Origin of the sequence: Methylomonas sp. 11b, assembly GCF_000515215.1 — a bacterium.
Taxonomy (GTDB): domain Bacteria; phylum Pseudomonadota; class Gammaproteobacteria; order Methylococcales; family Methylomonadaceae; genus Methylomonas.
In genome coordinates, this window is the sequence record NZ_KI911557.1 from 4,863,074 (window position 1) to 4,877,396 (window position 14,323).

Below are 14,323 nucleotides of genomic sequence, written 5' to 3' on the forward strand. Positions count from 1 at the left end.
GCAGTCGTTTTACTACAAACTCAAAACTCCCAAACCACTTTGCCGTAAACGCCGCGTTGCACTTCGGTGGCTTGGGTGAAGGTTTCCTGGACATATTCCAAATGCTGGTTATCCAATAGATTTTGGCCGACCAGCGATAGCTCGACAGCTTGATTCAGCTTCCAGGCCAGGCGCAAATCCAGGGTGGTGTAGGCTCTAATATAGGCTGGCCCGCTGAGGGTAAAGGCGCTGGCATTGTCCACATACCGCAGCCAGGCATCCAGGGTAATGTCCTCGGTGGGATTGAGCATCGCGCGCAACGAGGTTTTGTGCTGCGGCGATACCGCTTCCTGGTAATACGGATTGCTGGAAAGCTCGGTTTTAAGCACGCTATAACTCAGGTCCCAGCGCCACCAATCCAGCATCTTCCAAACCACTGCGGTTTCCACGCCATAGGTTTTGCCCTTGCCGGTGTTGTCGATGATCAACGGCTGTTTGATAAAAAACGGCACATTTGCCGGGTCTGTCGCCCCTGGATGGTAAGAGCGCAGATTTTCATAATCGTTATAAAACAGCGATAAATCTATGGAAAAACTATTGCTGGGCGTGTATCGATAGCCGGTTTCATAGGCCAGCACCTCTTCGGCTTGGTAAGCGTTGGAACCGGTTACCGCGAGGGCGAGCGGTAAAGGCGTGCTGTTGGGGTTGGTCAGCGGCGGCACGACCTGACCGATCAGTTCCATGTGGGCATCCACCCGAGAAGGAATTCGCACGCCGCGGGAGACCGCCGCCCACAGCCGGTGATTGGGGTCCGGTCCCCAGAGTAGGCGGGCTGTAGGTTGCACTTCTATGCCGGTGTAGTCGTTATGCTCCAGTTTGGAACCCAGCGTGAGCCACAGTTGTTCGTCAACTAACGTCAATTGGTCCTGCAGGAACGTACTAAAATAACTCTCACCGCGTTGAGGTGGCGTAAAATTAACAATAATTTGCTTAACTTGGTTTTCTTTGGTGTAGGTATACCGGTAGCCAGCCCCCCAGACTATGTCGTTCCAGTCGTTTAAAGCAAAGCGGTGTTGAAAATCCACATCTCCGGTATAGCGTTCCTCTTCAATATAACTTTCTCTGCGGTCGTAACTGTCAAAGTACAGTTGCAGGGCGTAATTTGACGTATCGGAAATGCGATGTTGCAGACGACTAAGCAAGTTGCCGCCGGTGGCTTGGACCTGGTCGGAAATGGTTTCTCGATAGGGAGTCGTGAGCGCGGCTAAACCGATTTGTTGGTTTAAATCGCTATGATAAACATCGCCTTGCACGGTGGCGGAGTCGGCGGCGGACCAGTCTGAGTCTATGCGAAAGCCGCCTTGCATTTTGCTCCAGGCATCGCCGGCGGGCTGGCCGGCAGGTCTGCTGAGGGCGTCGCGCTCAAAACCTTTGATATACGCCCGGCCGCTGGTGGATTCGTTGAGTTTGCCGCCGTAACGGAATGAACCGAAGCCGCGTTCCTCGCTGCCGCCGCCGGCGCTGAGCAAGCCGCCTTGGGTATCTGCGGCATGTTTGGTAATGATGTTGATCAAGCCATTTACAGCGTTGGCTCCCCATAGCGCTGCCCCGGAGCCGCGAATTACCTCGATGCGCTCCACGTCTTCCAGCATCACATCTTGCATTTCCCAATACACACCCGAGAAAGCCGGCGTGTAGATATTTCTACCGTCGATCAGCACCAGTAATTTATTGGAAAACCGGCCATTAAAACCGCGTGAGCTGACGGCCCATTTGTTGGCGTCTATGCGGCCGACGTCAATGCCGGGCGCCAGACGCAGTGCGTCCGGAATGTTGGTGGCGCCGGCGCGTTTGATGTCGTCGTTGCTGATGACAAATACCGCAGCCGCCGCATCGCCCAGCGCTTGGGCTTTTTTTGAAACGGATGTGATTTTTACCGATAGCAGTTCTTCTATATTCAACTCGGTTAAATCGGTATCGGCCGAAGCAATTTCCGCATGGACAGCCAAACATAGCGCACCTATCCAAACGGTGTAAAAGGTATTTTTCATTCTGTAGCAAATGGGGCATGGCGAGAGACAGAGTGTCTCTCGGGTTAATTCTTCAGTTGCAAATGTAGCGCAGCATCGGTTTATCACAAAGTTTTTGTAACATTTATTCATTCTACTTTGTTAGATGCGCAAAGGTGCTGGCCATTCCGGCAGCGATTGGCGTAATCCAGGCCCCATGGCTGGGGCGAAGCTTGCCATCCATGGCATTGGAGGTCCGCTCTTGCGCCGTTAACTATCGTGGTTCCCGCCTTAGCGGAAATGACGAATGCAAGATATTAAACGCTGGGTAAATGGGTCAATCTAATGGCTGACAGTGTTGCTGATTGTAAAGATTCGGTGAAGCGTGGGGCGTTGAGGGCTAAGCAAATGGCGGAGGGCGAATCCCGTTGGCCGTTGGAGGGATGAGGTTAAAGTTTTCATCGGCATGCCAACTGAAGTGGCAAGAGGACTGAAGTTGACGCGGTTTGTTGTTACCAGGCCCCTACATATTGTCGCTCCCGTTTTCGCGGGAATGACGATACTGGGCCTATAAGAGCCGGGATTACCATCAGGCGTGTTTCACACCTCCGCCCACATCCTTAGCAGGTTGTGGTAACAACCGGTCAGGTTGACGGTCGGGGCGCTGTCGCCCTGCGTGTTGCGCAATTCGAGGATAGCCATATCCATTTCAAATAAAAGGCGGCGACGCTCGGTTTCCCGTACCATGCTTTCCAGCCAGAAGAACGAGGCCAGCCGCGCGCCGCGCGTCACCGGCGCCACCCGGTGCAGGCTGGAGCCGGGGTATAGCACCATATCTCCAGCCGCCAGCTTCACGGCATGCTCGCCGTAGGTGTCTTCGATGACCAGTTCGCCGCCTTCGTAACTGTCCGGGTCGGCGAGGAAAATCGTCGCCGACAAATCGGTGCGTACCCGTTCGCCGCTGATCGGGCAGTGGCGGATGGCGTTATCGATGTGGTTGCCGAAGGTGTTGTGTTCACCGGCATAGCGATTGAACAAAGGCGGGAAAATCTTTTTCGGCAGTGCCGCCGACAGAAACAGTGGGTTGCGATTCAAGGCGCCCAGCAAAATGGCGCGGGCGGCGTGACTTTGCTCGGTTTGCTCCGGCAGTTGCCAGTTGTTTTTGACCTGTGCCGACTGACTGCCGGCAGTGATGCGGCCATCCGCCCAAGGCGCGTCGGCCAGAATGTCGCCAAGCTGTTGCAGTTCGGTAGGGGAAAGAACTTCCGGAATTTGGATCAACATGGTCTAGCCCGAGATGGCTTGCATGGCAAAAAACACCGCCAAACTCATGGAGCCCAGCCCTAATCCGGCGGCGGCTAAACGGTTGCCGTGCAGCCTGGTCCACAGCAAAGTGCCGGTCAAGGCCAGCAGGATCAGGCCGCCCGCCAAGGTATCCACCAATAAGACCCAGCCGACGCCCATGCCGGTGCCCTTATGCAGATTATTCAGAGTAGTCAACAAGTTTGCCTCGCCTTGCTTGACCGTGACAAAGGCGTTGCCTTCCCAGTAGTCGGCGGACAACATCTTTTGCGGATTGCGGATATTGATTTGCCAGGATGCCGGTTGCTGAACGGCTTGATTGTTCCAGGTCACGGTTTTACCGGGTTCCTTGCGGATTTTGGCGTGAGATGTATCTACACTTAAAGTTTGGCCTAGCCAGGCGGCCAGCGCTTTCGGGTCCGTGGGATGAGGTTCCGGCAATGCCAGTTGGATTTCTTTTTGTTCCATGCGGCCGACGGGGATTTTCAGTACGTCGCGGTGGTTCATTAAAATGCCGGTAAAACCGAATAATAAGCCCAGCGCCGCGCCCCATAGCCCGAACCAGGCATGGGTGCGGCGCAGCCATTTCAGGAAGGCGCCTCGCGACAGGTTTTTCGGTAAAAACAGATAGCCGCCGTTGGTTTTCTTGGGCGGGCGGGCGGCTGGCGTCAATAATGAATCGGTTGCGGTGTTCATGGGTCGGGTTCCAAAATCTGACTATGGCAATTGCAAATAAGGGTTTTGCGGATCGGGTGGAACGGTTAAACAATCTCGCTACTGGCGGATGTTGCTTAACCGTTCGAACACGCAGCGTTTAGTATTTAAAGCTCACCGTCAATTGCCCGGACACCGGCATACCCGGCAAGGCCGAGTTGGTTTGTCCGGATTCGTAATAGACGGTATCGGTCAGGTTAAACACATTGAGTTGCACGTCGTAATGTTTTTGGTGATAGGCCACCACCGCATCCAGGCGGGCGTAACCCGGCAATACCGCTTCGTTGACGCTGTCGGCATAGCGGTGGCTGGCGTAGTACACACCGCCGCCGACTTCCCAGTTGTCGGTCAAGTGGTAGGTGCTCCAGGCTACGCCGCTGTGCTCCGGCACGTTGACGGCCGTCATCCCCTCAAACGATTTCACTAAGCCGCTGACCGAGCCGGTGGCCGTGGTCGTAGATTTGCTGATTTTCGAATCAAGATAGGCATAGGTCAGCGATACGTCCCACTTCGGCAATATTTCGCCGGCTAATCCGGCCTCGAAGCCGTCGGTACTTTGCTCTCCCGCCAGGATTTGCAGGTTGGAATCGAGCGGCGAGGTGGTGCGGGCATTGGTTTTTTCCAGTCGGAACAAGGCTGCGGTAGCGGACAGTTTGCCGTCGAATAACTCCCATTTGCCACCGATTTCGTAGTTGTGGTTTTGCTCGGGCGGCAGGTTGGCATTATTGGCCGAGAGACTGAGACTCTCGGCGGACGGATTGAAGGATTTGCCGTAACTGAAATAATAGGACTGGGCCTTGCTGGGTTGCCAAACGATACCGCCGCGCGGGCTCCATTGATCGACACTACTATTGAAGTCGGCGGTACCTATCCTGTCTGTCTGTTGCGCGTCGAACACGTCGTAACGGGTGCCGGCTAACAGTTTCCATTCCGGGTTGATCTCGAATTGATCCAACACATAGCCGGCGTAGGTTTGGGCTTGCGTCAGGCGATCCGTGGCCAGTGTACCGCTGAAGTGGTACGCCAAGCCGGTGACGCTGGCGGTAAGACGCGGATTGAATATCGAAACGCGGCTGACGCCGGTCGAGTTTTTCGATTTGAAATCGTAGTCTTCCCAGCCGAATTCGCTGCCGAACATCAAGGTATTGTTAAAGCCGAACAAGGGCTTTTTGTAGACAAAATCGGTCTGGTTGTAGACGTTTTCCTGGGTGTTCAGGCGTAAGGCTTGCGAGCGGGCGATAGTACCGGCATCGGCGCCGCTATAGGCCGCTGCGCCGGAATACAGATGCGTCAGGTATTTGCGTTCGTAGTCGCCGTAGCGGATCGAGTTTTTCACCGAAAAATCCTGGTTGAAACGGTGGGTTAATGCCACCGTGGCCACATTGACATCGGTGTCCATCATCCGGTTATCGGTAAAGCCATAAAAGGTGTTGATAGGCACGCCGGCCGGCCGGCCTCGATACATAGGCACGCCGTAATCGAATACGCCTTCTTCCTGTTGATGCAGTAGATTTAGAGTTAAATCGGTATCGGCGCTAATGTCCCATTTGAACGAAGGCGCGATACCCCAGCGATTGCTGTAGTTGTAGTCGCGATAGGAATCGGCATCCTGGTACATGACATTCAGCCGGGCCGATAAATCTTGATATTTGGTTTCGGCGTCGATGGCGGTGCGTTTGAAATCGTACAAGCCATAGGTAAAACTGCCGTTAATCCCGGTTTTACCGGTGGGTTTCTTCGCGACTTGATTGATCACGCCGCCGGTGGCGCCGCGGCCGAATAATATCGAGGAAGCGCCTTTCAACACTTCGGCTTTTTCAATGAAAAATGTGTCGCGATTGTACTGGCCGTTGTCCTTGACGCCGTCCAGGTATTGATCCGAGCTGGCGGCGAAACCGCGCAAGGTAATCGAATCGCCGGTACGGCCGCCTTCGCCGGCGGCAATCGTCAGGCCGCTGACGTTGCGTAAAGCGTCGCGCAGGTTGAAGGCGTTTTGCGACTCGATCAGTTCTTTTTTAACCACGCTGACAGACTGCGGAATGTCGCGCAGTGCCATCTCGGTTTTACTGCCGGTGGTCGAGGTTTCGGCTTTGAAACGAATGGCTTGCTTTTCGCGGTTGGCTTTGACTTTGACGTCTTCCAAAACCACTTCTTGATCATTGTTGGCCGCTACATCGGCGGTCGAGTCGGCGGCGAATGCCGCCCCGCTCAGAGCCGCGCCCAGCGGCAAGAGCGCCCCTAAGCGCCACTTGGCAGGGGTGTTTTTTTTAGTGGTCGAATGGTTTGCAGACATAGTATTCCCGTGACTAAATAAATGTTGCTGGCTGCCTGGCTGGGAATGCTGGGTGGCTAAGATTTTACGAACCGACAGTTATTGTCCATCGGTTATTGATCGCTATTCGAGCTATGCGGCTCCAAAAAGCCAAGAAATAAGATCATTCTCAAATAATAACGATTCTCATTTTATTTTTTTTGAGGCTAATGTCAACTCCGGAATTTGTGTGCAGACCGTTTCCCCATTCGAAATCAAAGTTTGGGTAGGCTTACATCTTTGAAAGCATTCGAGCCGTTTCGGGAGCTCGGTAGCCTAAAGGTTTGCGGAAAGCAGCCTTACGCCTGCAAAAAAAATGGCGAATTAACGGCTGAAATTTTCAAGGGCGAAGAAATACTTTACTTTTCAAATGAGAATAATTATCATTTGAGTCAGATTAAAAATCAGCTGCCGTGACGTGAAAAGATTATTCCCCTTATTTAGAGAACCCGAGGCTGTGCGCTTGGCAATCGCTCCGGAAGTTTTGGCGGCGTTGGTCGAAAAAGGCGAAATCCATGCCACGGATTTCCGATGTCTTGATCTAGGGTCGAAACAAATCGTTTGGAAAATGTTCTTGTCTCAGACAAAAGCCAAGCTCAGTCGTGGTTTAGCGAATCCGGAGCGGCAATAGTTTTTAATGCGCTTAAAAGTTTTTACCCAATCCCAGACGATTTTTGAAGGAGTAAACGTATGAGCAAGAAACCCTGTACCCACGAATGTTTGGCGGCGACGGAGTTAAGTAAGGTATTGATTTGCCGCGAATGCGGCGTCGTCCACCTGCATTTGCAGAACATGTCCTTGCGCCTGGAAGTTGCCGACTTCCTGAGCTTTGCCGACACCATGTCCGAAGCCGCGCACCAGGCCAGAGCCGGTCAAAAAGACAAAAGCAAACGCGCCGGATTTACTGTTGTTAAATCCAGCACCAGACTGAATTAGCGAAACGCCACTTGCCGGAAAATCCCCGGCGGTTTTCCTAAAATAGTCGCCCCTGAATAAATCAATTGGTTAGAATTTATTCAGGGTCAACTTAATAGTCGGATGGCGTAATAGCCTTCAGAAACTACCAATCCTGCTTTCGCTGTATATGCTCGCATCCAGAGAGACTGCTCTGTCCGCCATGCCTATGGTTTCCGCTCTATGGGCGATGGTTAATCGAGTGATGTTTAACGAATTGATTGCCAAATTCACCTTCCGCTCTTTTTCGACATCCAAGTGGCTGGTTGCTTCGTCCAGGACCAGTACCGACGATGGCGATGTGTTCGCCGGGTTGGATGGACCGATGCAAATTGCGAAATACCGATGGCATACTCGCGTTTCTTTAACACCGCAAAAAGGCTCATTTGCCAATGTAAAATACAGGGGGGACTGAGTTGGTCGAATTCCGCCAATTCCAGGCGTAGCGGCCTGCACGAAAACCCGAGAGCCGCTCCAATGCCGACCAAATCCATCATAGTGGATCCGCGTAGCGACACCGCATACTTTGCGCGCAATTCGCTCATGGGGTGTTCGGTGCCGTGGCAAGCGGCGACATAGCCCAAACAGGCCAAGCCGCATTCGGCCGCGGTGGTTTGCAAGTATGACGAATGATACGAGTTGCTAACGTGTTTCATTGTGCGGAATCGACAAACACTTCCAGCAACTGATCGGGATTGATGTGGCGCGCAATCGCCGCATTCACCTGAGCCAGCGTCAAGGCTTCCACATGGGTATTGAGTTCGGCGTAGTACTGCATATCGCGGCGCAAGCGCAATAGCAGATTCAGCTTAGCAAACAACTTGTCGTGATCCAGCGTGCTCAGGTCGTTGCGATGTCGCCAGTTATCTTTTGCGTTGCTGAACTCCGTATCTGTGAGGCCATTTTTCACCAGCAGGGCCAGTTCCTCGTGCACGGCTTTGGAGAGCTGTTGCCGCAGGGCCGGCGCATAGGTCGCGCTGATAGTCAGGGTGGAGCGCGGTTCAAAGGCAGACGCGCTGATCTTGCTAGCCACGCCGTACGAAATACCCTCTTGTTGACGCAGGCGGCGACCGAGGCGGGATTGCAGCGCATCCTCGCCCAGTGCGAAATTAACCAGCGTTAACGCCAGGGCGTCAGTCTCGTTCGCTTGCAATGGCTGTCTGAGCTGCGCCGTGTAAATACCGTGCGCGCCCTCGGGTAAAGCAATGACATGCTGGCCGGGAGCCAATGCGGCGTAAGGCACGGGTGGCCGTTGGTAGGCCTGCTTGCTGCGCCATGGGCCTAGCAGGCTCTCCAACTGCTGGTGTGTCGCCTTTGCATCAAACTCCCCGGACAGCACCAACTCCCCATTCGCGCCGTAATAATCGGCATGGAAGGCTTTTACATCGTTCAATTCGATACCTTCCAACGCAGCGAGCGCTTCTGCCATGCCGGGCTCGCGACGGATGTCGCCGATAGGGTATTGGCTGGTGAATGCGGTCACGGCTTGTTCCGCAACGACTTGCGGTTTTGCGCCCTGGCTTTGGTAGGCGATACGCAACTGATTGCCGACTTCCTTGAATCCCTGCTCCGGCAGCGCCGGATGATGAAGAATATCGACCAGAACGCCAAGAAACTCCGGTAACGAGTTGGCGGGCAGATCGAAGCGAATCGCCAAGCGGTCATCAACTGGCGTCATCGACAAGTGGGTATCCAAACCCACCAAGCGATCAAACAGTTGTTGCCGATCTAAATTGGCCGAACCGTGCGCCAGCAGGCTACCGGTTACGTCCGCTAAAATACGTTTGCCAAGCATACTGTCCGCCGTGCCCATACGCAGATTCCACAGACCCTGCACCCTACCGGTCGGTATAGGTTTGGGCCAGAGGGCAATCGCCAGCGACTCGTTAATGCTAAAGCGCTCGATTTGCGCATCAAGGGCTGCCGCCGTCGCATCGTTAGCCGTTGGTATCGCGGTTTCCGGCAGGTGCGCCGGCACAGACGCGGCGGATGGTTCGCCGGTTGTTGCGTGCGGTACCACGGATTCCTTTTCCGCCGCGATACTTGCCGCATGCCTTTTGCTCATCAACTGGGCAACCGGGATACTCTGCTGGAAAATCGTTTTGGCCGTTTGCTGAATCTCCGGCAAAGACACTTCTTGGGCCGCGTCGATGCTCTCGAACCACAGCCGCCAGTCGCCGATGGATGCAAATTCAGCCAATCGGTAGCCAAAGGCGGCGGCTTGAGATTGCACGTGTAACGCTTCGTTGCGTATCAAGTTTTTGGCACGTTCCAGTTCTTTTTCCGTGAACGCGTTATCGCCCAGCGACTGCACTTGGACTGCTAAGGTGTTTTGGAGTTGTTCCAACGTTTCACTGTCGGCTGTCAGCGGGAGCGCAGTGACTTCGAATGCACCCCCATTGCGTAATAGCAATGGCATTGCCGAGACAGAGGCCGCCTGTCCGGCGCTAACCAGCGACTCATGTAAACGACTGGCCGGCGAACCGGCCAGCAACCCGCTCAGTAGGCCGATTGCCGCAACATGCTTGGCATCGAACGAATGCCGTAACGGATAAAATAATGAGACGGAAGCGACATCGCCGTCGCCGCGAAAACTCGGTTGCGAATCGCTACTCTCCTGCCCGGACGCCGCTTGGAATGGCGTTACTTGCCCGATTTTGGGCGATTCAATCTCACCAAAATGAGTTTCCAATTGCTTCCAGGTTTCGGCAACGTCAAATCGACCGGTAATGACCAACAGCGCATTGTCGGGGCGATAGTGTGACCGATAAAAAGCCCGGACGTCGTCGATGGCGATACTGCGCAATTCAGCTTCGTTACCTATCGGCGGGCGTACATAGGGGGCAAAGCGAGTGACAACCGGCAGTATTTGTTGCGCTAATTTTTGCTGATGATTGCTATCGCCAAGCTCCTTTTCTCGCAATACCACTGGTAATTCTCTGGCAATATCCGCTTCCGTAATCTTCAGTTTTTGCATGCGCAAGGCCTCTTGTTCCAGCAGCCAGTTCAAAGTGGGCTGGTCGCTTGAAAAGGCCGTGTGGTAGATAGTGCGGTCGAAATTGGTATTGCCGTTATAGGCAATGTTGCGGCGCGCCATCTCGCTAACCAGCGCATGATTGCCCGGCGTCGTGGGCGCGCTAAACAGCAAATGCTCCAGCAAATGCGCGAGGCCGGCCTTTCCTTCGGGATCGGCGAGCGAACCGCTGAAGTACACCAGTGTCACCGCCGTCCGCTCGGCCTTACTATCGGGAACCAACAAGGCCCGGAAACCGTTCTCGAATTGCCGTTCGATCGCGCCGTATTTCTCGGTGGCGGCGCTGTTTGTTTTATTTTCCGTGGCGTGCCCGGTAACAACATTGACGAAAGATAGTATTAAAAACGCTATTGAGGTCGAGCGGGTACGATTCATGGGTAAGATTCCTGTCCATGGTTGGATAAGTCGAGGTTTGTTAAATGATGAAAGATGGCGTTCGTCTCTCAATGTAAAATAAGGTGTCTCCGGCATGAACCGTTTGACCTTCTTCAACATGAACGGCCGAAATAAGCCCTGGCGCCGGCGTGGCAATAATAATCGCACCGCCATTTGGGACCAACATGCCGATAGCGTTGGTTCGTTTGGTATAAGACGCAAAGCTGATAAATAAAACGGTTGCAGCGACCAGCGTCAACACAATCGCGAATACCAGCCACGACGACCAAGACCTTGCCAGCAGGATGTCGCCTTCCAAGCGTCCGGTCTGCGCTGCCATGGCTTCCGCGCGATAAAGATTCGTCGAGAACATGCGTCCTGCCTATCGGATTTCGATGTTTGACAGCGAAGCGTGTCGTTGGGCCGCTTAAGCGATAAATCCGGCCTTATTAATCCTATGTGCCCCGTCCGGGCTGAGCGCGTCGAGGCCTGAGCGGGTTGGCCCTTCAGTACCCTCAAGGGCATGGAGGCTAACGGTGTTTAAGGGCTGGGTTAATAACGTAGAGCTAAAAATCAGCTGTTCGATGGAATTTGCGGCTGTAGTGATAACGCCGCAAACAAAATGGCGGCTAGCGAAAAATGATATGGTCATAAAGTCCCCTGGATGAATTGATTAGCACCGTGAGGGCTGGCTAGTCAGGAGACATGGCTGGCAATACGCCTTCTGCGCGAAGGCTGAGTTGACTTTAAGGAAGTTCTCTCTCGCTGTCAACTCATATTATGCGGTAGGTCTTGTTTGTTTAGTTTTGCAGCAGCCAAGGCTTCGACTGAATAACCAATCTTGTATTTGCCCGTCTTGAACTGTCTATCGAAGCCGAGCAGATTTAAACAATCGTCGCCGGCACTTAATCGACAATGTCGGCTAGCAAGCCTGGGATTACGCGGCCACCCGATTAACGTTCTGCGCGGGTGGGCCGTAAATTAGTCATGGTCGATCACGCTGATCGCCTGCGGCTTCCGCTTTAACTTCGACGGTTGGCAGCGTCTTGTCGCTGTCGGTTTCGGCGGCCTATGCGCCGGGCCGGCTGAGTAAAAATAGGAGGTTCGCGGCTAGCGGTGAGGTAACGAACGCAAGGAATATATTGTACCGTTTCGCGAACGGTGCGGTTCGCAAGCTCACCGGCAGCCTAAGCCAGCGCCTGTTGCGAGCAGAGGTAGACTGGGCAAAATTGCCTACCATTCAAATCCGCGTGGGCACAAAACCCCGTGCCCACCTTACAGGACTTTGACATTCACTTCTGCCAGATCGGCTCGCCTGGACCGGCACCGCCAGGGAACTCCCATCCCATCACGGTCACGGAATCAATGACGGTGCAGATGAGAACAACGACGTGATCATGGACCCGCCTTAGCCATTCGATGTCGATTCGAGTATCGAACTTGCCATCCTTCTTGTCGAAGTAGTACAGGTCCGTAGCTCCTGATGAATCGGGAGCGTGCCATGATCCATGGCACAGCGCATTGCGAATCTTGGAGGCCTTCTTGATGTCTTCAACGAGTCCTTCGAGGTTCTTGAAGTCTGATTCCTGATGATCTCGCATGACCTTGCCATAGACCTCTGCGAGCGGCCAAAGAGTGTCTGTTAGAGCTTGGTGCAACTGCTTGTCCCACTTCGCCAAATGCTCGATTGCATCTTTTTCGTCGAATATTGTTGTGGCGGTGAATGCGAAGATGGCTTTGCCGAGCACTTCCTCAAGGAGCCCGAACGCCGCGATCGTGCGCCCAAGTTGCTCCCAAAACTCCGCCGGGAAAAGGTCCGTGGGCCACTTCCGTGGTAGTCGTGCTTGGTCTATGACTGACGGTGATCTTGGCATGATGTTGTGCGTAGTTCGGGCAGATGAAAGAAGATGCCATGAGGCCTAGTGTTCAAGGTAACCGGCCTTGCGCGGTTGTTTCTGGGAACGTGACAATATTTACGTGCATTTATGGCCTCTTTGTGGTGACGCCCAACACTGGAGTTAAGCCTTATCACGCGCAAACCGCGTCCTGAGCCGCTCAATCGCGTCAGCAGACTTCGTGGCAGCTCTCAATACGGATTCTAAGCCAGGCTTCCAATGCGTCAATCGTTCAGTCTCGTGGTGCCAGTGAAACACGTGTGGCTCAACACTCCCATCCACAACACGCGCTACTAAGTGATTTCCCGTTCCGTTTGAGGCGAGGGCAATCATCCCAAGCTCGCGAATGCGCTTTCCTCAAGCGCCACGCAAATTCTCATACGTAATCGCACCGGCCGTCTTCCTCGGGTTGGAGGGATCGAACACGGGAAAGAATCTCCATCCACCGGGCAATTCATTGCAGTTATTGATGCTCCAAATGGCTTTTAGCTCCGCAGGAAACACAACGCCAAGCTCTGCCTCGGCGCTATGTATGAGCTCTTCGGTCGCAAACTCGCGATGATGTTTAGTCATAAGGTCTAACTAGTTGTTAAGCGGTTTCCGTATATCACCAAGCAAATACGCACTTTTTCAATAACTGATTGGTTAGCATGCAATTTTCCTGTCTGTATACCACTGGGCAACCAAAACCAATGACCGTTAACGGAGCAATTTGCGTCATTGAATCACTGGATCGACCGACTGCAACAGGGCTTGTGTTCGCTGCCAGTTTATTCGATTTTTCTCCCAACAACACCATCGCCCTGCCGGAAAATCTGTGGCATCGAATCGTAAGGTGCCGCCATCCCTGGCGGCTGTTGTTAACGCATTCGTCCGAACACGCTAAAACGGATATTCCGGCTTAATCGAGCTACAGCCGTATCGCCGACTTTCTCATTGCGCCGGAATACCCGGCGCGGTTTGCCGTTGCGGAATCACCAACGGCGCGTCCGGGATTTGCGGATGACTACTGATGCTGACCGGGTAAGCGAACACTTGCCGGATCAGCTTGCTGTTCAGGGTTTGCGCGGGCGTGCCGATGGCGGCCAGCCGGCCTTGATGCAATAGCGCGATACGGTCGGCGTATAGCGCGGCCAGGTTCAGGTCGTGCAAGACCGCCAGCACGCCAGCCTGTTGTTCATCCGCGAAGCGGCGGGCGATGGCCAACACCGCGTGCTGGTGGGCCAGGTCCAGCGCCGAGGTCGGTTCGTCCAGCAACAAATAGCGGTGCAGCGGGTCTTGTGGCTCCCAGATTTGCGCCAGCACCCGCGCCAGTTGCACCCGCTGGCGTTCGCCGCCGGACAGCGTGGTGTAGATGCGTTCGGCCAGATGGCCGGTATCGGTCATCGCCAGTGCATGTTCGGCGATGGCCCGATTTTGCGCGGCGCTGTGGCTTTTGCGTTGCGGGCTGCGGCCCATTAGGGCCACTTCGCGCACCGTGAAGCGGAATGCCAGCCCGGAGCTTTGCGGCAACACGCCGCGCAGCAACGCCGCTCGCTGCGGCGGCCATGCGGCCAGCGGCCGGCCGTTCATCGTCACTTGGCCGGCGAACGGCGCCAACTCGCCGCTGATGGCCCGTAGCAGGCTGGATTTGCCGGCGCCGTTCGGGCCGGCCACGGCCAGTACTTCGCCGGGGCGCAGCTCCAGCGTCACGCCGTCCAGCAAGGTTTTCGCGCCGACGCGTAAGCTCAGGTCTATGGCTTGCAGCATG

General features: G+C 54.4%; 11 protein-coding genes. 1 reads left to right on the top strand and 10 read right to left on the bottom strand.

Features of this window, described 5'->3' with window-relative positions:
* Window positions 1-20: 20 nt before the first annotated feature.
* The 4 genes from METH11B_RS0123325 to METH11B_RS0123340 all read right to left on the bottom strand — a co-directional run bounded on the left by METH11B_RS0123325 (window position 21) and on the right by METH11B_RS0123340 (window position 6,297).
* Entirely contained in the window at window positions 21-2,030 is a 2,010-nt protein-coding gene (locus METH11B_RS0123325) for a TonB-dependent receptor plug domain-containing protein (protein ID WP_026604103.1), read from the bottom strand.
* A gap of 558 nt (window positions 2,031-2,588) precedes the next feature.
* Entirely contained in the window at window positions 2,589-3,272 is a 684-nt protein-coding gene (locus METH11B_RS0123330; protein WP_026604104.1) for a Fe2+-dependent dioxygenase, read from the bottom strand.
* Window positions 3,273-3,275: 3 nt separating this feature from the next.
* Complete coding sequence (locus METH11B_RS0123335) at window positions 3,276-3,986, bottom strand: PepSY-associated TM helix domain-containing protein (protein WP_026604105.1); 711 nt, start codon at window positions 3,984-3,986, stop codon at window positions 3,276-3,278.
* A 118-nt stretch (window positions 3,987-4,104) separates the two neighbouring features.
* Window positions 4,105-6,297 carry a TonB-dependent receptor gene (locus tag METH11B_RS0123340; RefSeq protein WP_026604106.1) on the bottom strand — a complete coding sequence of 731 codons (2,193 nt, stop codon included), beginning with the start codon at window positions 6,295-6,297 and terminating at the stop codon, window positions 4,105-4,107.
* 708 nt (window positions 6,298-7,005) lie between these two features.
* Between METH11B_RS0123340 and METH11B_RS0123355 the strand changes: the two genes are divergently transcribed.
* Window positions 7,006-7,251, top strand: coding sequence for a hypothetical protein (locus METH11B_RS0123355; RefSeq protein ID WP_020485534.1), 246 nt, complete (start codon window positions 7,006-7,008; stop codon window positions 7,249-7,251).
* 248 nt (window positions 7,252-7,499) lie between these two features.
* On the opposite strand, the gene METH11B_RS0123360 is transcribed toward METH11B_RS0123355, so the two are convergent.
* From METH11B_RS0123360 to METH11B_RS0123385, 6 genes are all read right to left on the bottom strand, one after another.
* Complete coding sequence (locus tag METH11B_RS0123360) at window positions 7,500-7,925, bottom strand: cysteine peptidase family C39 domain-containing protein (protein WP_026604107.1); 426 nt, start codon at window positions 7,923-7,925, stop codon at window positions 7,500-7,502.
* Window positions 7,922-10,678: a M16 family metallopeptidase gene (locus METH11B_RS0123365; protein ID WP_026604108.1), complete on the bottom strand. Its 2,757-nt coding sequence runs from the start codon at window positions 10,676-10,678 to the stop codon at window positions 7,922-7,924. The genes METH11B_RS0123360 and METH11B_RS0123365 overlap by 4 nt, the downstream gene beginning before the upstream one ends.
* 40 nt (window positions 10,679-10,718) lie before the next feature.
* Window positions 10,719-11,051, bottom strand: a complete 333-nt coding sequence (locus METH11B_RS0123370; RefSeq protein ID WP_026604109.1) for a biotin/lipoyl-binding protein — start codon at window positions 11,049-11,051, stop codon at window positions 10,719-10,721.
* Window positions 11,052-11,970: 919 nt separating this feature from the next.
* A complete protein-coding gene (locus METH11B_RS0123375) occupies window positions 11,971-12,552 on the bottom strand; it encodes a hypothetical protein (RefSeq protein WP_026604110.1) in 582 nt (193 codons plus the stop codon).
* Window positions 12,553-12,930: 378 nt separating this feature from the next.
* Window positions 12,931-13,146, bottom strand: coding sequence for an SMI1/KNR4 family protein (locus METH11B_RS30210; RefSeq protein WP_026604111.1), 216 nt, complete (start codon window positions 13,144-13,146; stop codon window positions 12,931-12,933).
* A 360-nt stretch (window positions 13,147-13,506) separates the two neighbouring features.
* Window positions 13,507-14,322, bottom strand: a complete 816-nt coding sequence (locus tag METH11B_RS0123385; protein ID WP_026604112.1) for a heme ABC transporter ATP-binding protein — start codon at window positions 14,320-14,322, stop codon at window positions 13,507-13,509.
* Between the last annotated feature and the right edge of the window lies 1 nt (window position 14,323).

Coding starts and splice junctions, on each gene's coding strand:
- METH11B_RS0123325 (WP_026604103.1), bottom strand. CDS start 2,030: ATGAAAAATACCTTTTACACCGTTTGGATAGGTGCGCTATGTTTGGCT.
- METH11B_RS0123330 (WP_026604104.1), bottom strand. CDS start 3,272: ATGTTGATCCAAATTCCGGAAGTTCTTTCCCCTACCGAACTGCAACAG.
- METH11B_RS0123335 (WP_026604105.1), bottom strand. CDS start 3,986: ATGAACACCGCAACCGATTCATTATTGACGCCAGCCGCCCGCCCGCCC.
- METH11B_RS0123340 (WP_026604106.1), bottom strand. CDS start 6,297: ATGTCTGCAAACCATTCGACCACTAAAAAAAACACCCCTGCCAAGTGG.
- METH11B_RS0123355 (WP_020485534.1), top strand. CDS start 7,006: ATGAGCAAGAAACCCTGTACCCACGAATGTTTGGCGGCGACGGAGTTA.
- METH11B_RS0123360 (WP_026604107.1), bottom strand. CDS start 7,925: ATGAAACACGTTAGCAACTCGTATCATTCGTCATACTTGCAAACCACC.
- METH11B_RS0123365 (WP_026604108.1), bottom strand. CDS start 10,678: ATGAATCGTACCCGCTCGACCTCAATAGCGTTTTTAATACTATCTTTC.
- METH11B_RS0123370 (WP_026604109.1), bottom strand. CDS start 11,051: ATGTTCTCGACGAATCTTTATCGCGCGGAAGCCATGGCAGCGCAGACC.
- METH11B_RS0123375 (WP_026604110.1), bottom strand. CDS start 12,552: ATGCCAAGATCACCGTCAGTCATAGACCAAGCACGACTACCACGGAAG.
- METH11B_RS30210 (WP_026604111.1), bottom strand. CDS start 13,146: ATGACTAAACATCATCGCGAGTTTGCGACCGAAGAGCTCATACATAGC.
- METH11B_RS0123385 (WP_026604112.1), bottom strand. CDS start 14,322: ATGCTGCAAGCCATAGACCTGAGCTTACGCGTCGGCGCGAAAACCTTG.